General features: G+C 42.3%; 18 protein-coding genes. 5 read left to right on the top strand and 13 right to left on the bottom strand.

The features are described 5' to 3' along the window. Positions 1–141: 141 nt before the first annotated feature. The gene (locus L3V35_RS06520; RefSeq protein ID WP_171312095.1) at positions 142–1,005 is read left to right on the top strand and encodes a hypothetical protein; all 864 of its coding nucleotides are present in this window, start codon (positions 142–144) and stop codon (positions 1,003–1,005) included. Positions 1,006–1,134: 129 nt separating this feature from the next. Here L3V35_RS06520 and L3V35_RS06515 read toward each other — a convergent pair whose 3' ends face one another. Further along, complete coding sequence (locus tag L3V35_RS06515) at positions 1,135–2,031, bottom strand: LysR family transcriptional regulator (RefSeq protein ID WP_065206290.1); 897 nt, start codon at positions 2,029–2,031, stop codon at positions 1,135–1,137. 162 nt (positions 2,032–2,193) lie between these two features. Between L3V35_RS06515 and L3V35_RS06510 the strand changes: the two genes are divergently transcribed. After that, positions 2,194–2,832, top strand: coding sequence for an NAD(P)-dependent oxidoreductase (locus L3V35_RS06510; RefSeq protein WP_237298903.1), 639 nt, complete (start codon positions 2,194–2,196; stop codon positions 2,830–2,832). A 122-nt stretch (positions 2,833–2,954) separates the two neighbouring features. Here L3V35_RS06510 and L3V35_RS06505 read toward each other — a convergent pair whose 3' ends face one another. Continuing rightward, positions 2,955–3,608, bottom strand: a complete 654-nt coding sequence (locus L3V35_RS06505; protein ID WP_065206292.1) for a cupin domain-containing protein — start codon at positions 3,606–3,608, stop codon at positions 2,955–2,957. Positions 3,609–3,742: 134 nt separating this feature from the next. Beyond that, entirely contained in the window at positions 3,743–4,510 is a 768-nt protein-coding gene (locus L3V35_RS06500) for an SDR family oxidoreductase (RefSeq protein ID WP_065206293.1), read from the bottom strand. A 105-nt stretch (positions 4,511–4,615) separates the two neighbouring features. Here L3V35_RS06500 and L3V35_RS06495 point away from each other — a divergent pair, with 105 nt between their 5' ends. Continuing rightward, positions 4,616–4,954, top strand: coding sequence for a helix-turn-helix domain-containing protein (locus tag L3V35_RS06495; RefSeq protein WP_004733017.1), 339 nt, complete (start codon positions 4,616–4,618; stop codon positions 4,952–4,954). Positions 4,955–5,004: 50 nt separating this feature from the next. Here L3V35_RS06495 and L3V35_RS06490 read toward each other — a convergent pair whose 3' ends face one another. Next, entirely contained in the window at positions 5,005–5,910 is a 906-nt protein-coding gene (locus tag L3V35_RS06490; RefSeq protein WP_065206294.1) for a LysR family transcriptional regulator, read from the bottom strand. Positions 5,911–6,120: 210 nt separating this feature from the next. On the opposite strand from L3V35_RS06490, the gene L3V35_RS06485 reads away from it, so the two are divergent. Then, positions 6,121–6,840 (top strand): SDR family oxidoreductase, encoded by a 720-nt coding sequence (locus L3V35_RS06485; RefSeq protein WP_004733012.1) that lies wholly within the window; start codon positions 6,121–6,123, stop codon positions 6,838–6,840. Between the two features lie 192 nt (positions 6,841–7,032). Here the strand turns inward: L3V35_RS06485 and L3V35_RS06480 are convergent, their stop codons facing one another. The 8 genes from L3V35_RS06480 to ompW form a co-directional block, all read right to left on the bottom strand. Beyond that, on the bottom strand, positions 7,033–7,485 hold the full coding sequence (locus tag L3V35_RS06480; protein WP_054546286.1) for an HIT family protein: 453 nt from the start codon (positions 7,483–7,485) through the stop codon (positions 7,033–7,035). Next, on the bottom strand, positions 7,478–9,052 hold the full coding sequence (locus tag L3V35_RS06475; protein ID WP_054546285.1) for an AMP-binding protein: 1,575 nt from the start codon (positions 9,050–9,052) through the stop codon (positions 7,478–7,480). The genes L3V35_RS06480 and L3V35_RS06475 overlap by 8 nt, the downstream gene beginning before the upstream one ends. Next, entirely contained in the window at positions 9,039–11,087 is a 2,049-nt protein-coding gene (locus L3V35_RS06470; RefSeq protein ID WP_237298901.1) for an alpha/beta fold hydrolase, read from the bottom strand. Before L3V35_RS06470 ends, L3V35_RS06475 begins: the two co-directional genes overlap by 14 nt. Further along, a complete protein-coding gene (locus L3V35_RS06465; protein WP_032555445.1) occupies positions 11,080–11,340 on the bottom strand; it encodes a hypothetical protein in 261 nt (86 codons plus the stop codon). Before L3V35_RS06465 ends, L3V35_RS06470 begins: the two co-directional genes overlap by 8 nt. Beyond that, positions 11,337–12,197, bottom strand: coding sequence for a diiron oxygenase (locus L3V35_RS06460; protein WP_054546284.1), 861 nt, complete (start codon positions 12,195–12,197; stop codon positions 11,337–11,339). The genes L3V35_RS06465 and L3V35_RS06460 overlap by 4 nt, the downstream gene beginning before the upstream one ends. Before the next feature lie 26 nt (positions 12,198–12,223). Then, positions 12,224–13,897 (bottom strand): AMP-binding protein, encoded by a 1,674-nt coding sequence (locus tag L3V35_RS06455; RefSeq protein ID WP_237298899.1) that lies wholly within the window; start codon positions 13,895–13,897, stop codon positions 12,224–12,226. 827 nt (positions 13,898–14,724) lie between these two features. Continuing rightward, the gene (locus tag L3V35_RS06450; protein ID WP_237298897.1) at positions 14,725–16,551 is read right to left on the bottom strand and encodes a choice-of-anchor I family protein; all 1,827 of its coding nucleotides are present in this window, start codon (positions 16,549–16,551) and stop codon (positions 14,725–14,727) included. Positions 16,552–16,753: 202 nt separating this feature from the next. Then, a complete protein-coding gene (gene ompW / locus L3V35_RS06445; protein ID WP_054546281.1) occupies positions 16,754–17,395 on the bottom strand; it encodes an outer membrane protein OmpW in 642 nt (213 codons plus the stop codon). A gap of 400 nt (positions 17,396–17,795) precedes the next feature. On the opposite strand from ompW, the gene glgC reads away from it, so the two are divergent. Further along, positions 17,796–19,016, top strand: coding sequence for a glucose-1-phosphate adenylyltransferase (glgC, locus tag L3V35_RS06440; RefSeq protein WP_237298895.1), 1,221 nt, complete (start codon positions 17,796–17,798; stop codon positions 19,014–19,016). Positions 19,017–19,138: 122 nt separating this feature from the next. Here glgC and L3V35_RS06435 read toward each other — a convergent pair whose 3' ends face one another. Then, a complete protein-coding gene (locus L3V35_RS06435) occupies positions 19,139–20,569 on the bottom strand; it encodes a Na+/H+ antiporter NhaC family protein (protein WP_054546279.1) in 1,431 nt (476 codons plus the stop codon). Positions 20,570–20,816: the final 247 nt, after the last annotated feature.

Raw genomic sequence — 20,816 nt, 5'->3', positions numbered from 1 at the left:
CACTCGAATGGTGAAGTCATGCACCATTATTGATCATCCATAAATAGAGAAAAACATAAACTACTGAAATATAACACTTATTGATTTTGGCACGGTGTCTGCACTACCACTAAGTAGGTATGCACATATTAGGAGTTAAATATGTTTGTAATTATTTCAGTTGGTTTATCCATAGCAGTACTTGCTGCCCTATTTCATTTTTCCAAAAAGAGACAAACGGCGCTATCACATAGGTTTGAAACCTTAGTTCTACTCAGAGAACTATTGCTGCTATCACGCAAACATCGCGCCGCAACGCATTATGCTCTTGGTTATAAGCTGTCTAGCGACTCGATTCGCAAAGTGAATGAAATTTACGACAACATACTTGAGGTGTCTGAACTACTTCAATCTCATGTGTCGTTTGATAGCCGTCCTATGTATCGCATCTACCATCTAAAACTCATCGCAATGCACAGCGATTGGCAAAATCGTAGCTTGGTGCGTAACCAATCTATTCACGGTAAAACCATTCGCCACAGCATGTTCTTGATGGATGAAGTCATGATCATCTGGCTGATCCAATCTGAACGAGAAGACATGAGTAGCGAATACCATATGAATTGGCAACAGATCTTGGACTGCATGGAGATCTTGACCAAGCTTAGAATGTCTATCCCTGGAATAGAAAAGGCGGATATGGAGAAGCCAGAAGAGTATGCGAGATTCAAATTCTACGCCTCTCAGACACACAGAAAACTTAACCAATTATCAATTATCTGCCCTATAAGCAGTGGATCACCCATTTGTACACGTGCGATGCATGCACTCACCGAGATCGCATCAAGTACCGAAGCAACTCAACCGGCAGATAGCATGTACGAATTAACAAGTGATATATCAACCGTCGTTTCAAAAGTATACGACCAAGTATTGACGGACATTACCAGAAGCTTGTATCGACCTTTACCTGACATTAACGAAAAGGCGATAGACACCCGATTATCCGTACATCATTACATGTAAAGACTTCGTGAGAGGAGAGCGTGCTGGAACTCTGAATTATTGAGTTCAAATCCGATATCACCTTTGATATCGGATTTTTGTATTTATATGTTTATGCCTTGTGTACTTGTGTACTTAGGATATATAACCTCAAATATCCTCAGATTTAATATCGTTAGACCAAGCTTCTGCTGCAAAATCAATAAACTGACGTACAACAGGGAGTTGATAGCTGCGTGATAGATACACCGCCCAAAGCACACTGCTCGGTGAAACAAAGTCTTCCAAAACCCGTTTCAACTTACCATTGGCAATCAATGGATTCGCTAAGTCACACGGTAATCGCACGATCCCTTTGCCATGCTGTGCGGCGCGGGTTAACACCCCAACATCATTGGCTTTAATGGTGCCAGACACCTCAACCGAATAATATTGGTTATCTTTCACGAAATCCCACTTCGTCACACTCAGATGGCGAAAGCAATTATGTTGTCGAAGTTCTTCAATCGTTTTAGGTTCACCGTGCTTGTCTAGATAAGCAGCAGATGCACACACAACGGAATCGATTTCCATTAGCTTTCTAGCAATTAAGCTTTCATCAGGTTGATCGGTATATCGAAGTGCAATATCTATCCTCTCATCCACCAACTGAGTAAAACGATCCGAAGCAAAGAGTTCTACCGTAATATTTGGATGATGCTCAGTGAACTGCTCGACCACATCCAATAACATGTTTTGAGTCAGCCCAATAGGCGCTGCGATTCGAATTGTCCCGGAAAGATCATCGGTTTGATTAAGCGCAGTAACCTCTAGCTCTGCGGTCTCATGGAGTATTTTTTCACAGCGTTGTAATGCGATTTCCCCTGCCGCCGTCAAACTCACCTTTCGAGTTGTTCTATGCAAAAGTCTTTGTTTTAGCCACGCTTCGATCTCTTGAACGTGGCGCGACACTTGTAATCGACTCATGTCCAAATGCTCTGCCGCTTGCGTAAAACTGGCACAATTTGCCACTTCGACAAAGCTGCGCATCGCCGTCAACCTATCCATCGCACTCTCCTTGAGCTGTTTAGCAGCTAACCGAATCTTATTAGATCACTATATAGATACAATCTACATCATTTTACGATATTTATCGCAACCCAGTAAGCTATTAGACTGCAATGGCTGTCGAGAAAACGACTCAATAAATTCGATAATTGGAGAGACATTATGAAAATTGCAGTATTAGGCGCATCAGGTTGGATTGGTAGTCACATAGCTCAAGAAGCTCAATCTCGTGGTCACGACGTGGTTGCTGTAGTAAGAGATGCAAGCAAAGTAGAAACCAAAGGTGTTGAAGTTCGTTCATTTGATTTACAAGATGAAGCAGCAAGCCTTGCAACCGCGCTATCCGGCGTAGATGCGGTTATTGCTTCGATTGGCGGACGTGCTTTGGGCAATCACGACATCGTAAAAAACACCACGACTAAATTGCTGGCAACATTACCAAGCATTGGTATAGAGCGCCTACTTTGGGTTGGCGGTGCAGGCTCATTAGAAGTGGCGCCAAACGTACCGTTAGTTACCGTTCCTGACTTCCCAGCGGATTACAAAAACGAAGCACTAGCACAAGGCGAAGCGCTTGAAGTGTTCAAGCAATCTATTAACGAAGTTAACTGGACGTTCATCAGCCCTGCAGCAGAAATTTTCCCGGGTGAGAAACTATCGACCTACCGTACAGGTGGCGATCAACTGCTCACCGACGAAGATGGTAACAGCAAAATTTCCGTCAGCGATTACGCTATAGCGATGATTGATGAACTGGAAGCGGGTAAGTTCCCGCGCCAACGTATTGGTGTCGCTTACTAGTCAACCTATATGTAAAAGTTAAGCCTGTACAAAAGAGATATATAAAAAGTAAGTACGTAAAAACTAAGAAAGCCGCTTGTTCACTACAATGCGGCTTTCCCATCTTTATATTGAGCATTCCTTTAATCCAATGGCAAGTGACCCGTTTTCACTAGGATGACGGTCTCTTCTTCCACATAAGGGAAATGTTCGCTCATGTGAGGGCTACGCATCCATGTGTGTTTTGGATACTCGCCATGTTCGTCTTTAAAGGTGCCAGACAACACAAAGATCTCTTCACCACCAAAGTGACGATGCGGCTGAAAACGTTCACCAACTGGCCATTTCACCAAGGCCACATTTTCGTGTTCAAAACCATGCAGTGGCATCACTTGTAAACCACCAATACCCGGAAGCCATTCCGTTTCTAGAGTATTGATGCGCACTTGAGTTAAATCTCTCGCATCAAACTGATTAAGCTTAACCAAGATCGTACAGCCATTTTTGCTTGATGGGGAATGCGCGCTGCCCGGCGGATTGCGGATATAAGTACCCGCAGGGAAATCTCCGGTTTCATCAGAGAAGACACCCTCTAACACGAATATCTCTTCGCCTTGCGGATGCGGGTGCTCAGAAAACGAAGATTCAGGATCGTACTTCACCACGCTGGTCGTGTGACCCGATTCTTTCTCTTCTCTTTCAAGCGGCTTGCGCCAAACCCCTTTAGCAGGGCTTGCAATCCAGTCTAATGATTCGGTTTCAATAACCAGCTTTTTTGAAAAGTCCATGTTGAACATAATGGCGACCTTACTCTTGTTATCGTTTTAATTATTCTTATTATCTTTCTAGCTTTTATTCTACGCGAATACTCATCAAGGAGGCCATCTCGTTGCTATTTTCCTGCGCGACAGCCACCTAAAAAAAATCCTAATTAATTGCGGCCAGCAATCACACCGCCATCAATATCCCAGATCGCACCCGTTACCCAATCTGCACTGTCTGACAGTAAGAAAGAGATGCTATTGGCAATGTCTTTCGGCAAACCGACTCGACCAATAGGGTGGAACGCGTTGAAGCCTTCTAACGCTTGGTCCACTTCTTCCGGTTTGATGAAAGATTCGTAAATCGGCGTTTTAACCACAGCCGGAGACACTGCATTCACGCGAATGTTATGCTCTGCCAATTCCATTGCCATGTGTTGTGTTAATGCGTGCAGACCAGCTTTAGCCATTGAATAGGCAGAAGATGGCGTCGCTTTGATTGCTTGCTTACCCCACATAGAACCAACGTTAACCACACTGCCACCTCCGTTCTTGATCATCAATTTGCTTATCGCTTGAGTGATGAAGAAGGTTGCTTTATTAAGCTGCATGTATTGCTCGTAATCAGATTCTTGGTGCTCAATAAACGCTTTAGGGTTGAAGTAACCAGCCGCATTCACAAGGTAACCAATACCCTCTTCAAGTGACTCTAGATGCGTAATAAGATTCGACACACTCGCATCATCATAAAGGTTAGCTTGCCAGCCTGAAGCGTGACCTAACGATTGCAGTTCTGACACCGCTTTATCTAACTTAGTTGGGTTATTGCCGACAACCAACACATGGATGTTCTGAGCGACTAACTGCTTCGCTGTTTCAAAGCCCATACCACTTGTGCCACCGATTACTACTGCAATACCATTTTTAGTGAAGTTCATTTTGTTATCTCCTAAGTCATGTGAACGTGGTAATCTTAGGCCTTGAACTAACACTATGAATAGTAAGTACAAATCGGTTAGGTAGGTACTTATTGGTACATCTTTATGAAAAATCAGGAAAACTTTTTTTCAAGAAAATCAGCACCAGAGCGTTCAGCTCGTATGGTAGAAACCATCTATGGCTGTAAATGGTCGCTAACGGTTTACCAATTACTGGCAAATGGCATTAATCGCCCCGGTGAAATGGTGCGCTCAGTAGAAGGGCTATCGACCAAGGTATTGAATGAATGTTTGAAGCGAAATGTAGAATTTGGGATTTTAGATAAGCAAATGTTCAACGAACTGCCACCAAGAGTTGAATACCAAGTGACGCCGTTCGGTGAGAAGTTTTTACTGATTTTGGACCAGCTGGAAAACCTACAAAACGAAATCGACGAGATGTAAGTTCGAGCCAGTCAAACTATTGTCAAAAAACGGAAGACAGCACGCAGCGCTTAACTGACTGGCATTTGTTCAAAACGTCCTTTCACAAAATCAATGAAGGTTCGAATTCGGCTTGGTTGATAGCGGTCTCGATGGTAGATCGCTGAAAAGTCCACTTTCGGCACCACCCACTCATCAAACACTTGCAGCAGTTGCCCGTCGTTGAGTTCTTGTAAGCAATAGATGGTTGGAACACGAATAATCCCATTACCCGACTTCGCGCCCTGTACCAACACTCGCCCATTTTTACATTGCAGTCTGCCCGTCACATGCACATCGACCGTTTTCTTGGTGTCATCTAGCGCTTGAAAGCTCCACTTACGCACCGAGCCGGTTAAGCAATCATGATGGATCAGATCTTTGGGGTGACTAGGCTTTCCTTTACGAGCAAAGTACTCTGGGCTCGCGAGTGTTCCCATCTCAATGTCCAGAAGCTTTCTTGCGATAAACCCTGCATCTTCTAAGCTCCCCATGCGAAAAGCGATATCGAAAGCGTCTTCAATCAGATCGACTCGGTTACTACTAAAATCAAGACTGATGCTGATGTCTGGGTAGAGCTGCATAAACTCATTGACCAGATCCGCGATGATCACCTCACCAAGATAACCCCCGACACAATTTACTTTTATGTCGCCACGCACTTCTTCGACATCGTCCACCGCAGCAATCAAGGCTTGGTCTATATTATCTAAGGCTTGTTCACATCTCGCGTACAGATCTTGCCCTGCTTGCGTCAGTCTTAAGGTTCGAGTGGTGCGGATAAACAGTGTCACACCCATCTGTTTTTCCAGGCTACTCACTTGGCGTGATACGTGGGAGCGTGACACATCAAGCTCCTCCGCTGCTTTAGTGAAGTTACCTAAACGAGCGATAAGCACGAAAGAACGAATATCAGACAGGTTAATTTGATTGAGCATGGCCGCCAGCTTACTAATGAAGTTATGAGAAAGACGCTTTTATTGTTGCACCACAGCAACAGTGTTTCAAGTAAAGAGCTATATATCAACAATGCTATTTTCCTTAATATACCTCCATCGCAACGAAGCAAGGCAACAAGCACTTGATTCGAATGCACTTAAACAACACGTCGTAGCCAACCGACGCAATAAAAGTACAGAGGAAATAAAATGAAAAAACTAATCGTAATTACAGGTGCAAGCTCTGGTATTGGTGAGGCAATCGCTCGTCGTCTAAGCGATGAAGGTCACCCTCTGCTACTTTTAGCTCGTCGTGTTGACCGCCTTGAAGCGCTGAACCTACCAAACTCTCTATCTGTAAAAGTAGACGTAACAGACAAAGCGTCTTTTGATGCAGCAATCGCACAAGGTGAAGAGAAATTTGGCCCTGTAGACGCGCTTATCAACAACGCTGGTGCAATGCTTCTTGGTCAGATCGATACTCAAGACGCTCAAGAGTGGAAGACAATGTTCGATGTGAACGTGATTGGCCTTCTAAACGGCATGCAATCTGTACTTGCTCCGATGATGGAACGCAACACAGGTACTATCATCAACATCAGCTCTATCGCAGGTAAAAAAACATTCCCAAGCCACGCAGCTTACTGTGGTACTAAATTCGCGGTACACGCTATTTCTGAGAACGTTCGTGAAGAAGTGGCTGCTTCAAATGTTCGTGTTACGACTATCGCACCGGGCGCTGTAGAAACTGAGCTTCTGTCGCACACTACCTCTCAAGAGATCAAAGACGGTTACGATTCTTGGAAAGAAGACATGGGCGGCGTACTGGCAGCTGACGATATTGCTCGCGCGGTATCATTTGCTTACCAGCAACCACAGAACGTTTGTATCCGTGAAATTGCTCTAGCGCCAACTAAGCAACAGCCATAGGCTTTACGCAATAACAAACATCACGTCATAATTGACATTGAATAAAGAAGGGACCTGTAACTAGAAATAGATTGCAGATCCCTTCTTTATTTGCTGCTTGTTCGCTGAAAACACGTTTTTGTATCTCTATCAGAACTGCTCTCTACCCTGTCTCTATCATTGCGTTTCGCTTGATACAAACAGTCGTCGACTTCAAAAATGACTTTTCAGTTTTTGAGACACTTTTAGCAAGCGCCTTTTTGAAACGGTCGGGTTAATAAACCTTGTAAGTAATCGCCAGTAAAAATTAATGTTGTCCCATTTCCGTCGTGGAATTAAGTGAATATGAGCATGAGGAATATGCTGTCCTGAATATGTTCCATTGTTTACCACCAATGTATAATCATTGACATCATCAAATGCCTCGATAACTCTCAGCCCCAACTTCTTAGCGAACAAGAACAACTCCTTGTATTCATCATCATTTAGCTCTTCAAGATGAGAAACGTGACTTCTACTGAGAATAAGTAAGTGACCTTCCGTTATCGGATGTATGTCAAGTACAGCTATCAAACAGTTAGACTTCGCAATGAGGAAATGAGCAGATTGATCACGATTAATCTGACAAAAAATACATGATTGAGTAGCGTTAAAAACTTTATTCATTGGCTTTCAACATCTCCATAATGGCTCTACGATCTAACTTTCCACTACTGTTTGTAGGAATCTTATCTAAAAAAACGATGGTATCGGGCACCATATATGTAGGTAGCGACGAACGACAAAGTTCAACTAGATCCTCTGCACTAAAGCCAAGCTCGTTATGACACAAAGTTAAACCACTACACACCTTTTCTCCATAAGGGTACGGAACGACTACGATCCTATCTGAAGCAGTAAAACGACGAATCAATGATTCAATTTCTTGTATCTCTATGCGATAGCCTCTGAGCTTAACTTGATGATCGACACGTCCATGGAAGTACATTACGCCACTAGAGTCATAGCTCGCCAAATCTCCGGTCTTATAAAGCCGTTGAACAACGCTATCATTCCATGGTGACCATTCTATAAAAACTTGGTTTGTTTTATCACTATCTGTCCAGTACCCGTCTACAACCTGAGGGCCAGTCAAATAAAGTTGCCCCACTTCACCAAACTCGGCAGGGAGCAGCTCATCATTCAAAATAACGCAGCGGTTTTGGCCAAAAGGCTTTCCAATTGGGACTATTGGATGCGCTGCTTCATCGTCTCTATTAACCCTAAACAAAGTAAACGCAATTGTTGCTTCTGTTGGCCCATACAGGTTGTCCAATGTTGAGTTTTCAGCCAAACAACTCCAGTCTTCAACAACACTGTCCGTTAAAGCCTCACCGCAAAAAAGACTATGTTTCAACGTTGGCATCTTTTCAAACTGAAAACGTTCTCCCATTGCCTGCTTCGCAAATGTCACCATTGATGGCGTGGAAAACCAGACTGTTAACTTGTGGGTGTTAACAAACTTAGTCGGAAGCAATTTATCAAACTCAGTGGCTGCATATAGGCACCCACCAGTGGTCAAACATACAAAAATGTCATGAACCGATAGATCAAACGTAAAATCGAAAAACTGACTATGTCTATCTAGATGATCGAAGTTGTACAGTGAAGTAATGCCATCTAAATAACTAAGTAAGTTCTGCTCATTAACTGGTACGCCTTTTGGTAATCCTGTACTACCTGAAGTGAACATTAGATAAACATAAGAACTCTGCAAATTATCAAACTTTTGTTCATTGCAACCTGAAGTAAGATCACTACGCCTAGAACCTATTTTGAAAATCTTATCCTCATGGATATCTATCGCTAAATCATATGAACGAATAATTTTCAGCTTCCTATCACACAAAGGTAATAGAGACTCTAGTAAGTCAATGCTTTCTTCATCGACTAATAAAGTACTGCATCCGCTCGTACGAATAATCGAGGCAATTTTTTCAACAGGAAATGTATTGTTGAGAGGAATGTAAGTTATTTTAGATAACGTGCAAGCAAGTATAGAAGCATAACCGTCAAACGATTTTCCAACCAATAGTAGAGCATTGGGTTGCTCTAGCTGGAGTAAAGATCGCGCCAACTGACTGGCGCGATCTTCAAGCTGCTCATAGGTATATGTTACATTTTTTACCCATAATGCAGGTCGTTCTCGGTGTGCTTGAAAAGCTTGCTTAAGTCGAAGACTAAGCTGGAACACCTTCTTGCTCCTTTTTAAATTGCGCGATAAATTGGATGATCGACTCCGCAAGCGAGCTGTCATAGTAATGAGCAAAATGACCACTATCTTCTAACATTAACAATCGACCATTACTCAAAGACCTCGACAGCTCAACAGCAGATTCAGGATGTGTAATTTCATCGTTCTGACAACCAACAACTAACATTGGTTGATGAGCATCACTTGTATATGCATCGTCTCGTTCATTAAATAAGTTGTTCATCATATTGGCATATCGGTACAACGTTTCACTGTTTTGATAAGGTAGGCTTGTCATTGCCATTAATCTCGGGTCAGTGCTACTTATTACCGAATTGATTGCTCTTTTATCGTCAGCATCTCCTTGGATGTTTCCGTATATCAACTGACAATATAGTTCTGCATTTCTTCTAGACGAGCTAATTTTGGGGAGAAGACTCTTCAAACTTTGTTCGAATTCACTTACTGGTAACTTCCTTTTCTGCAATGAAATCCCTCCATTTAAGAGTACTGCTGAAGAAAAACGAGAAGGAAATGCACTCAAGGCTCGCAGTGTAACTTGGACACCACTGCTCCAACCTATCATTGAAGCTTGTTTAACGTCGAAGGAATCGAGTAGGCTTATCGCATCCCTTGCATGCGTTAATGAGTGACACTTTTCTAATTCAAAACCTTGAGTAATTCCAGGCACCCAACGGGTATCCCAAGTGACAACGTGATAATCTCGCGACAAGCGAGAGGCTAGAGGTTGCATAAAATCAACTGGCATCCCATATGCGTTAGCAATAATGAGCGTCTCTTTTTTAGGTGACCCCATTGTGTATACAGTTAGTAAGTTACCATCCCAAGTCTTTACTTGATGACGTTCAAACGAATCATCGCTACCTTCAAGAACAAGTTCTTCTTGAAACATACGAATATAGTTATCCATAACATTTAGTGACATTGGCTTATGATGAGGCAATGAACGTTCAAAAGATTTCAACGTGCCATAATACCCTTCATAGAACTCTGTTCTTCCATCAAACATTGATTCAAGTGTTGTCGTTTCACTATCTCTAGAATCAACAATGTCAATACAGTCAGTCCCTATGTGTTGTTCACATTGTTGAATTACGTCAAAGACCCTTAAGTTTGAGGGGTTTACAGAATGATAAATAGGTTGTGAACCAAAGTTAATCGACCGTAGATATAGTAAGTCTGCTACTACCTGATCGACAGGAATAAAATTGCCAACAGCTTCGGGATCGCCTACGAGTCGAATTTTATGGTTTAACTGAGATAACGTTGATTTGATCTGATACATCTCATTAAAAAATCCATACAAACCAAATCGAGTTCCTCCACTGCGCTGAGTCAATACTGGCCCCAAAACAATGGAAGGTCTAACTATCGTGGAAGCAATCCCCATAGATGCAGTATATTGTGAAACTAACTTTTCCGCATAGCACTTACTCTGTTCGTAATAGTTAGTAAATTCTGTATCCTCGCTATGCAGTTGCTCCTTTATTGACCCGCTAGTTTTACCTGCGGTATATGCTGTTGATATATAAATAAATCGCTTAACTTTCAACTTTTCTGAAACATCCAGTAAGTTTTGAGTACCTATTAAGTTTGTCGCATCAATTTTATTTTGGTCTTCCCAACGATAAGATAAACTTGCTGCAAAATGCCATATTTCGGTTATATTTGCTTGTTGTAACTGTATTATCTGCTTTTGACTGAGTCCTAATCCTTGTGACTTGAGGTCTCCTCGAACACACACGAGCTTCCGCTCTAACTCATCTTCTGGGATATCCGGCAGATCATAACTTTGAGCACAGGATTTCAAGTTATTTTTAATACGCGAAAGTGCCTCTTGCTCAGAATCGCCTCTGGATAGAACAAATATTTTTCCCGGAGTATGTAACTTCCAGTAAAGGTAGTTACCTCCTAGAAAACCCGTCGCTCCAGTTATAAAAATAGATTCTTGACTATCATAAAGAGGTTGTTTAATAAGTTCGAGTAAATTGATCTGTTGGCTTTTATTAGACATATTGATTTTCATCCTCAAAGAAGTGTTTTTTTACCGAAGCTAGGGTTTTTACTTTATCATGAAGAGTTTCATCGACTTCAATAATCAAGCCTGTTGACTGTTCAAGAACCATTAAGAACTCAACAAAAACAAGAGAATCTACGATCTTGTTTTTAATTAAATCAATATCGTGTTCAATTGGTGAATTTAATTTTGTTCGTTTTTGTAACCATTCACACAACTCCAAGAATCCTTTTTCCATTTTATTACTCATTGATAAGCTTCCTCCAAAGGTATACCGCACCTGATGAGCAATCGAGTGACATGTTTCAATAATTTTTCTCGATGGAATTCGATGCGCATTGGATTATTCATTAGTTCAGTTCTCAGTGCCAGTGGTTCTAATATCCCAGCATCACGATATGCAGATGTGTTATAGAGTGCTCCAATATTAATATCTATCGATGTTTGTAGCTGCTTCGCTAACATTTGAGGGCTTCCCTCACTTTCAAGCGCCGCAGGAGCCAAGTATTCAAGAAGTTGACGACCGTATGCTATATGTCTTGATTCGTCTTTGTAGTGCTCTTCATTTATTTCTCTTACAAAAGGGTGAACACGCTCATCTTTAGCATTAACAATATTATAGTGGTGGCCAATCTCTTCAAAAATCAATATTCTCGCGAATATTAAAAACTGTTCTTCAGAAGGAGTTAATACTGGATTTTCCAATTGAAGCTTTCTATTAGGATAAACAGTATTGGTATAGTCTTTACAAAACTTATGGAAATACCACATATGCTGGTTTTCTTCATCAATCAAATGAAAAAGATATTCTCTAGCATCTTTTAGTGTAACTTTATTCAGTATCCGGCTTACCTCATGTATCAACTCCAACTCTCCGGTATAATTGAGGCTAAAAGTATTCACGCACTCCCATTTAGATAATTTTTTAAGTTGTTCTTCAGAAAAAGTTTCGAATTTTTCAGTAAGGCTAACACTTAAAATATCAGGAGATTGCCACCATGAGTCCTCTTCAATATGTTGGGGCCAATTAAAAAAACCAAATGCATAGTTGTGCTTATTCACAGACAACTTAGATAAGTTGTCTGTCCTTCTTAATAGCTGTGACATTGTTAGTTCCGTCTAATTTAGATTATTTATGCGCTTGCAGACACTCGTTTAGAGTAAGCAGTGTTAGAAGACTTATCTTTCTCTGTTAATTTACTTTCAATGATGACCTCATAAGGTAAATTCAAGTTAAGTAAGTGTTCATAACGCTCTTCAATTTTATCCCTTTTGAGCTTTAATGTAGGCGTTAGCAAGCCATTCTCAATACTCCAGGGCAGCTCAACTAAAATCAGGTGATCTAGCCGCTCATGAGCTTCTAATTCTCTGTTTACTTTCCTTAAAGTAGCTTTAAGTTCTTTTCGTACATGCGCAGCGGTACTAGGTGTGCCTTCGCCTAAAACAATTAATGCAATCGGTTGTTTTCTACCAATTCCCATAACACACACTTGTTCAATATCTGGATTCCTACCTAAGCTGCTTTCAATGGGTACAGGTGAAACGTATTTTCCTTTACTCGTCTTAAACTGTTCTTTTACTCGTCCAATAATTCGCCACGAGCCATTAGCATTGAGCTCGGCTTTATCACCCGTCTTAAACCAACCCTCTTCAAAAGCGGCTTTGGTGGCTTCTTCATTTGCGTAATATCCCGAGAAGACAGCATCCCCTTTGATCAGAACTTCACCTTCTTCAGATAATTTCATTTCGACACACGGTTGAGGCGTTCCAATTGTTCCAAGGTGCTCGAAATCAAAAGGGACATTGCTACACGATAGGCCTGACGTTTCTGTCATCCCCCAACCTTCACCGATACTAATACCGATCTTATGGAACCACAGAAGCACTTCTGGGGAAATAGGTGCACTACCAGACCCAAATAAAACCGTGTCTTGAAGTCCTAGATTTTCACGTATTTTACGCGCAACAATTTGGCCAATAATCGGGATTTTTAGTAGTAGCTGTAAACGATTATTTGGCATCTTCGCCAAGATTTTAGACTGGAACTTAGTCCATAGTCTTGGTACTGAGAGGAAAGCAGTTGGGCGAGCATATTTAACATCTTCAATGAAGGTATCAATTGATTCAGTAAAAAACACTTCAGCTGGATTATAAATCGATGGAAGTTCAACCACACAACGCTCAGTGATATGAGCTAATGGCAGATAAGACATAACGCGAGTTTCCCCCGGTTGAAAAAATATCTCACTGCCAGATGTTGCTGACGACGCAACGTTTAAATAACTAAGTTCAACTCCCTTTGCCAAACCAGTGCTACCAGAGGTGTAGATGATCGAAAACGTATCGTTAAGGCTGGGGATGTTAATATTTTCAAGTGGCGTTAACATCGGCAACCAAGCACGCCAATCAAGCTTGCAATCAACTTTAGCACTAGGCATTGCTATGGTAAGTAATGAATCAGGTAAAGCTTTGCTGAGCTCTTTGGAATCATCAAGCTTGCCGATAAACATCGCTTTAGCGCCACTATGTTCCAACACGTACTTTATGTTGTCTGAACTTGCTGTTGGGTAAATCGGGACACTAATCAGACCAGCCATCATTATTGCTAAGTCACATATGTACCACTCAGCCGAATTTTTAGCGATGATGGAGACTTTGTCCCCCTCGACTAGTCCATTGTCAACTAAACCTTTTGCGACTTTCCGTGCCGCGATATCTGCCTCACACCATGTATAAGTATGCCACTTACGATCAACAGGTTGATGAAGCCACACTTTGTCAGGGTGCTTTTTAACATTAGCTTTCAACTGTTCTAACGGCGTACAGTAAGTTGTCATAGTTTAACTTTCCTTAGTTATTAAACGGTTTCAGACCTTAAATTCAACAACGCTACAGCACTTCGATAAATTTAAGCTCCCTAAAAAAGGTGTAAATTTAACCACCACCTGGTCAGACCACGTTAATTTTTATTAACATTTAAGCAACAAATACTTATCATCTAGTTATTAAACTGAGATATGAGACAGCAACACTTAGCCCGACAAATGATTGTTTTATAAATTAGAAAGGTCATTTACAAAATGGTGAGGTAACTTCGGAGTACATTTGTTGCCCGAATATATTACTGTTAATTCAACAACCGTAAGCGCTAAATCTATAGGGTGCCTATTTTTATCAACACGTCTGTCGTATATCACGGTAGTCTTTGCAATCGTGAACTTACCTATGATGAATTAACTTAATCTCCCCCATTTAACTGATGGGGAAACAGTTGAAATCGACGTTTACCTACTTCTTTAAAAGTGTGTCATTGAATAGATGTCGTTTGACAAACATATTTATTACGCAGCAGAAAAAGCAAGCTTTCTATATAAGCGCTAGAGGAACTTTTGATACCAGTAAGCGAGCATGGCTGAAGAGACGTTACTATGTTAAACCTTCCCAAAATGAAGGTATGAAATTTTTTCATCAAAATGTTTGCTCTTCTCTGATTGTTGTTCGGCGACTAAACCCTACAACTTACTATCGTTTATTTTAGTTTCAGCAAGCCATCAATAAACTAAAAAAGCGCCACGACTTAACAAGTCGTGGCGCTTTTGTTTTTGTTGAGTCTAGTTACACGCAGTAACCGTGATTAAAACTCAACGCGATAAACTGATGTGCTGCCGCTCACTTCATTGCCAACCGCGATAAAGTGGTTACCAGAACGAGTGAAATACTTGATCGACTCAGGGCCTAGGTCACCTGCTTTCGGGTTGTACGTATCGTTGTCGCAATCACCGTCTTCATCAACCTTAGTGCATACAGGTTGAGTAAAATTGCGGTTATTTAGATAGCTAATGAAACTTGTATTTTTAGGCTGCGTTACATCGTAAACCATGATGCCACCTTGGCGCTCAAGTCCAATAAAAGCATACTGCTTGCCGTTAATCTCAGCGACTTCAATAGCTTCAGGCTCTACCCCTTTATCATCACTGCGATCATCACCGCTCTGGTTGTTATCATTGGTGCTGTTGAAGTTTTCAGGATCTTGCTCAAGTACGATTCGAGCAAAATCATCACCGCTATCAAACACTAACTCGCCTGACTCATCCCAGATAGAGAACGAGCGGCTACCGAATACTTGAACCTTTTGATCAGCAGCAAGTGTCCCTTGTGGCTTAATCACCTTAAGACGAGCAAGTTGCTTATTGTCTTTCAATGCACCAGCTAATGGGTGGTTAACATCAACGTCTAGCTTCTTGCCACGCACTTCATCGACATAAGCAATACAAAAGTCTTTTTCTGTGGTGTAGTTTTCGGTGCCTTGGTAATCGTCACCATCCCACTCAAAGCCTTTGTCATCACACATTTGTTGTGTCGTCTTGATGCCATATTCACGGCCATCACCTTCGTTCGCAGTCACAATATAGGTGTTGCCATCAACACTGTAGCTGGTGATGCTGTCTGGCATGTAAAGGCCTTCTAGCATTGCGTAGCTTTGTAGGTTACCGATGTTTTTGTCTTTGTTTGACGCATCCAACTGAGCAGTATCCCAAGGCTTTCCACCTAATCCCAGAATCGCATCCACTTCTGCACTCGCCACGTCAATCGCTGCCAATGCATTGTTTTCTTGAAGGGCTACGTATAGCTTTCCGTTATCAGCAAACGTTAGGTATTCCGGTTCAAGGTCTTGAGCAACGGTTACATTAGGCACTGAGATTCGAACCTTGTCGGTTAGTTCTGTATGGCGTGGCTGGCCTTGGTTAAATGCCTTAAAATCAATCTGCGTGACTTTCGCTTGCAAAGGACCATTGGTTAGATCCACCAACGTTACTGAGCCTTCAGGGTCAATGCTGTAATCCGCATTCGGCTCACCTTCATTTGCAGAGGCAATATAGCGACCATCTTTCGAGAAGCTCACCATGTCTGGCAATGCACCAGCAGTGTATGTGGTGATAAGCTCTAGCGTGTCTGAGCGATACAGAGCAATGATGCCATTTTGTTGCTTGTCGGCGTTTTCAATCGCGACAGCAACTAAACCCTGATGAGTCGATACACTGTTCGCAGCACCGATATTAATACCAGAAGCCGCAGCGGCTGATTGAAGGTCGATAGAGCCCTCAGAGGTTGGTGCGCTGTCAGCGTTCATCGACAACACATCGACTTTCTGCGCTTGAGCGTTAACCACATAAAGCTTGTCGGTACATGAATCGTAGCTGACGATTTCGGCTGCAGAAGTATCAAACGGGGCGTCGGCAATAGCACGACCAACCAGACTGATTCCGGTTACCTCAGCATCACTCGCGATTGGCTGTTGGATGGATTGGCATTGAAGGCTAAAAGCATTAAGTGACGTTTGAGATTGCGGAGCAGTTGTTGATGGTGTTACCAACGTTGAAGTTGACTGAGAACATCCAACCAGAGCAGAACTTACCGCGATAGGCAGTAATAGAGTCAGCTTATTAAATTTACGATTCATATATCCTCCATAATTAGAATCGCGATCATAGAGGGCTGTTATGACAGTTATCTTTCTCTTTTATTAACAATAAATGACGATAATAGGTTTCTTTTACTCATAACAACAGAAAGTTAAGATGAGCACTCTATTAACAAGAAAGCAAAAAAAAACGCCCAAGCTGACTGATGCTTGAGCGCCTTTAGTAAACAAATAAGGAGGGTTAGAAGTTGTAACCACCACCGATCATGAATACCCATGGGTCGATATCAACGTCTGTTGAGTACTGTTTTCCACCCGCTTTGTATTTCGCTGTAGTGCTAATGTCTGCATACCAAACTGACGCATTCAAGAACCAATCTTCATTGATCATGTAGTCCATACCGATGTTTGCAGCAAGACCCCAAGAGTCATCAAGAGACAAGTCACTCAAGCCTGCATCTTTACCCGTACCATTCAAACTTTCATCAAAGAAGACAGTGTAGTTAATGCCCGCACCTACATAAGGGCGGAAATCACTGTTCGCTTGGCCGAAGTAGTACTGAACCATAAACGTTGGCGGAAGGTGTTTAGTGTCAGCAACTTTACCTAAACCATTAACAGAAATACTGTGAGAAAATGGGCTCGCGGCTAATACTTCAAAACTGATGTTATCAGTAAACATGTAGCCGAAAGTAAGGCCAAGCTGAGTATCAGAATCAACCGAGAACTCTAGGTCTGGATTGTTAAGTACAGCGCCGCTGCTGTCGTTTGGAGATACTGTTGCTGCACCTGCACGGATGATGAAATCACCTTCTTTATGAGCAAGAACATTGGTTGACATAAGAGCCGCAATAACCGCAATACCACATACTGTTTTTTTCATTATAATTTCCTTTTGAGGGCTTAATTCTTTATTGGTGAATGAGTAATCATTTCTTATTTTGCGTGCAAGGTAGCATATAATAACCCTACTTTATTGATGGAAATCAATTTGTGAAAACTTGTGATTATTTATGTAAATTTATATCGACTCGATCACTTTATTACCTCATTTTATTGACAATTTTGTAATGCAACTTTCCCGTGCGTCATGCCGTTAAACTCACCGCCTCAATCTTGCTCGGACCTTTTGGATCAAAATGGAGCAAGCCAACATTTCGTGCGCATCAATTTGGTGCGTTCTCGTATTATTAGCTCATACCTCGCTTAATATTCAATAGGTTACATTTGGCTTAGTGCTTGCAAGTGTATGTTCATAATCATAAATACATGAGGTTCTGACCATGCAAGACACTCTAACGATCGTTCTGGCCGGCGGTGTTGGCTCTCGGCTTTCTCCCCTCACCGATAACCGTGCAAAACCTGCGGTGCCCTTTGGTGGCAAATATCGAATCATCGATTTCACACTTGCGAACTGCCTGCATTCTGGGCTTCGCCAAATTCTAGTGCTGACTCAATACAAGTCTCACTCTTTGCAAAAACATTTACGAGATGGTTGGTCGGTGCTTAACCCCGAGCTTGGCGAATACATCACCAATGTTCCCCCACAAATGCGAACGGGTGATAGCTGGTATAGCGGAACAGCAGATGCGATTTATCAGAACCTGTATTTGCTTTCTCGCAGCGAAGCGAAACATGTGGTGGTGTTATCAGGCGACCATATTTATCGTATGGACTACGCGCCAATGCTCAAACAACATAAACAGAGCGAAGCCGACTTAACGGTGGCTTGTATGGAAGTTTCGATTGATGAAGCCAAAGAGTTTGGCGTTATGGAAATTAACGAATCGCATCAGATAAACAACTTCACAGAAAAGCCCCGTTATCCTGCCTGCGTACCCGGAAGACCAACACGAAGCATGGCTTCAATGGGGATTTATATTTTTGATAAAGAAGTGCTTACACAAGCACTATTGGCGGATGCAGAAGATCCAAATTCCAGCCACGATTTCGGTAAAGATGTGATACCTAAATTGGTGAGGGATAAAAGCGTTTATGCCTACAAATTTGGAGACACCGAAGGCAGAGTTACACAAGATGCTTATTGGAGAGACGTTGGTACCCTCGACTCTTATTATCAAGCCAATATGGATTTACTAAAGCCAGTTTCCCCTATCGATTTATACCAACCCGATTGGGCAATCCGCACTTACGAACCTCAATTACCACCCGCTCGAACCATCGCTTCAGTTGAAGGTAATCAAGGGATCTTCATCAACTCGATGATCGCAAATGGTGTGGTGATAGAAGGTGGTTCAGCGCAGAACTCCATCTTTTTCCCAAAAGTTAAAGTCAACAACGCGGCCATTGTTATTGACAGTATTCTGTTTGAAGATGTTGAAATTGGGAAAAATTGTCATATACAAAACTGCATCATCGACAAGCATGTGAAAGTGCCTGATGGTACCCAAATAGGTATTGATAGTAGAGCGGATTCAGAACGATTTCATATATCAAAGAAAGGCGTGATTGTGGTTCCCTCTTCTTACCAATTTGAAGAGTAATCTTGGTCATTGTAATAGCTTTTCTTTAAACGAAAAAAGGCAGCGAATTCGCTGCCTTCTTAGTAATTCACACGGCCTCAGTTAAACCCTAACTGTCCATGCATTCGATTAAACAGAAACCCTTAGAAAGGCCCTAGCTCAATCATTTGAGCAATCACAACTGAAATCAAAGCACCCACCGACCAGAACAAGAACAGCGGTAAGAAGAAGCGAACCCACTTAGTGTAAGGCACTTTTGCAATAGCCAATACCGCTAACAAGCCACCATTGGTTGGGTAAATATAGTTAGAAATACCATCACCCAGTTGAGAAGCCAGTGCTGCTACTTGACGAGTCACTTGACCAATATCTGCCAATGGAATGATGATTGGCATAGTGATCACAGCTTGGCCACTGCCAGACGGAATGAATAAGTTGATCGCAGCCTGCGAGAAGTAGATCCCTGCCGCTGCCACGAGTTTAGAGCTACCAGAAATGATCTGTGCGAGATAGAAGATAATAGAATCGACGATCTTCGCGTCTTCCATAATGGTTAACACTGATCGAGCGAAGAAGATGATCAGCACTGCCACCAATACATCGCTAACACCTTTGGTCCAATACTCACAAATCTTGTTCGGAGATAAACCGGCAACCAAACCCGGAATGATCGCCATTGCCACGAATGCACCCGCAATCTCGGTAAAGCCGAACCCCATCGTCAACGTGCCGAAGATCATGTATGCGAATACGCCCAAGAACGCGATGCCCGCAAGCTTTTCACGAGTAGTCAGTGTTTTCGCTTCAACGCTAGATTCGTAGTGGTACCCCGTACCATGCAACAAACTTTTGGTTGGATCTTGCTTAACTTTACGCGCGTAGTTAAGCACATACCAAGCACCCGTTAGCAACATGAACATGCCAACAATAAAGCGGTACCACATGCCTGAATACATAGGCAGTTCAGCAATAGTGTGTGCGATACCCGTAAAGAATGGGTTAGCCAAAGCTGCAGCGAAACCGGCACAACTTGCCAGTAAAACAACGCCAAGTGCCGTGATCGCGTCATAGCCAAGCTTAATACAGATCGGGATCATCAAAGAGATAAAAATGACATCAAGCTCACGCATACCCGTGAAGGTGACGTTGAAAAAAATCGCCGTCATGATCACAGGTGCAATCACGTACAAGCCTTGCTTCTTTAGCTTCGTCGTCAGCGCAACGACGGATGCGTCTAACAAACCCATGTGTTTGATAATGCCGAAAGCACCACCAACGAATACCACAACACCCATCACGCCAGAAGCGGATTTGAAGCCTTTAAAAAATGATTCGAAAAAAGAGGCTAATGTCGTTGGGTTACTGGTTAATAATGTGTAACTGTCTGGGTCAATCACCGTGCGGCCATTCATGACCACTCGTTCAAACTCACCAGCAGGGATGAAGTAAGTTGCGATTGCAGCAACAATAACCATGATAACCAAAGAGAGAAACGGGTGGTTTACTTCTTTCTCTATCGGAGCTGTGTTACCAGCTTGAGATGTAGGTACGGACGTAGATACCGTAGTCGTCATATAGACTCCTTACTTGTCAGCAACTAAGGAGTACTTAGCCGCCGAGAGGGATTTTTGGAAAAACGAAACCCTTCACGCAGAACTAAGTTCGCGCTAATTTAGGCTGTTTCAAAAAGGCCTTTGATAGATGGTGCTCTCAAATGTACATAGTGAAGTAGTGAGTACTACTCTCTTTGCGTCCGAGCAAAATGCAGATGTTCAGCCAAGTCAGGCCAAACTGAATGAGGTCATTACGGGCAGATAAACA

Source organism: Vibrio sp. L5-1 (genome assembly GCF_021728315.1).
Taxonomy (GTDB): domain Bacteria; phylum Pseudomonadota; class Gammaproteobacteria; order Enterobacterales; family Vibrionaceae; genus Vibrio; species Vibrio splendidus_K.
Note: the sequence above shows the minus strand (reverse complement) of the source record. Positions and strands in the feature narration are given on the sequence as shown.

What these genes read in the sequence shown, in the direction of transcription:
- L3V35_RS06520 (WP_171312095.1), top strand. Translation starts at nt 142, where the DNA reads ATGTTTGTAATTATTTCAGTTGGTTTATCCATAGCAGTACTTGCTGCC.
- L3V35_RS06515 (WP_065206290.1), bottom strand. Translation starts at nt 2,031, where the DNA reads ATGGATAGGTTGACGGCGATGCGCAGCTTTGTCGAAGTGGCAAATTGT.
- L3V35_RS06510 (WP_237298903.1), top strand. Translation starts at nt 2,194, where the DNA reads ATGAAAATTGCAGTATTAGGCGCATCAGGTTGGATTGGTAGTCACATA.
- L3V35_RS06505 (WP_065206292.1), bottom strand. Translation starts at nt 3,608, where the DNA reads ATGTTCAACATGGACTTTTCAAAAAAGCTGGTTATTGAAACCGAATCA.
- L3V35_RS06500 (WP_065206293.1), bottom strand. Translation starts at nt 4,510, where the DNA reads ATGAACTTCACTAAAAATGGTATTGCAGTAGTAATCGGTGGCACAAGT.
- L3V35_RS06495 (WP_004733017.1), top strand. Translation starts at nt 4,616, where the DNA reads ATGAAAAATCAGGAAAACTTTTTTTCAAGAAAATCAGCACCAGAGCGT.
- L3V35_RS06490 (WP_065206294.1), bottom strand. Translation starts at nt 5,910, where the DNA reads ATGCTCAATCAAATTAACCTGTCTGATATTCGTTCTTTCGTGCTTATC.
- L3V35_RS06485 (WP_004733012.1), top strand. Translation starts at nt 6,121, where the DNA reads ATGAAAAAACTAATCGTAATTACAGGTGCAAGCTCTGGTATTGGTGAG.
- L3V35_RS06480 (WP_054546286.1), bottom strand. Translation starts at nt 7,485, where the DNA reads ATGAATAAAGTTTTTAACGCTACTCAATCATGTATTTTTTGTCAGATT.
- L3V35_RS06470 (WP_237298901.1), bottom strand. Translation starts at nt 11,087, where the DNA reads ATGTCTAATAAAAGCCAACAGATCAATTTACTCGAACTTATTAAACAA.
- L3V35_RS06465 (WP_032555445.1), bottom strand. Translation starts at nt 11,340, where the DNA reads ATGAGTAATAAAATGGAAAAAGGATTCTTGGAGTTGTGTGAATGGTTA.
- L3V35_RS06460 (WP_054546284.1), bottom strand. Translation starts at nt 12,197, where the DNA reads ATGTCACAGCTATTAAGAAGGACAGACAACTTATCTAAGTTGTCTGTG.
- L3V35_RS06450 (WP_237298897.1), bottom strand. Translation starts at nt 16,551, where the DNA reads ATGAATCGTAAATTTAATAAGCTGACTCTATTACTGCCTATCGCGGTA.
- ompW (WP_054546281.1), bottom strand. Translation starts at nt 17,395, where the DNA reads ATGAAAAAAACAGTATGTGGTATTGCGGTTATTGCGGCTCTTATGTCA.
- glgC (WP_237298895.1), top strand. Translation starts at nt 17,796, where the DNA reads ATGCAAGACACTCTAACGATCGTTCTGGCCGGCGGTGTTGGCTCTCGG.
- L3V35_RS06435 (WP_054546279.1), bottom strand. Translation starts at nt 20,569, where the DNA reads ATGACGACTACGGTATCTACGTCCGTACCTACATCTCAAGCTGGTAAC.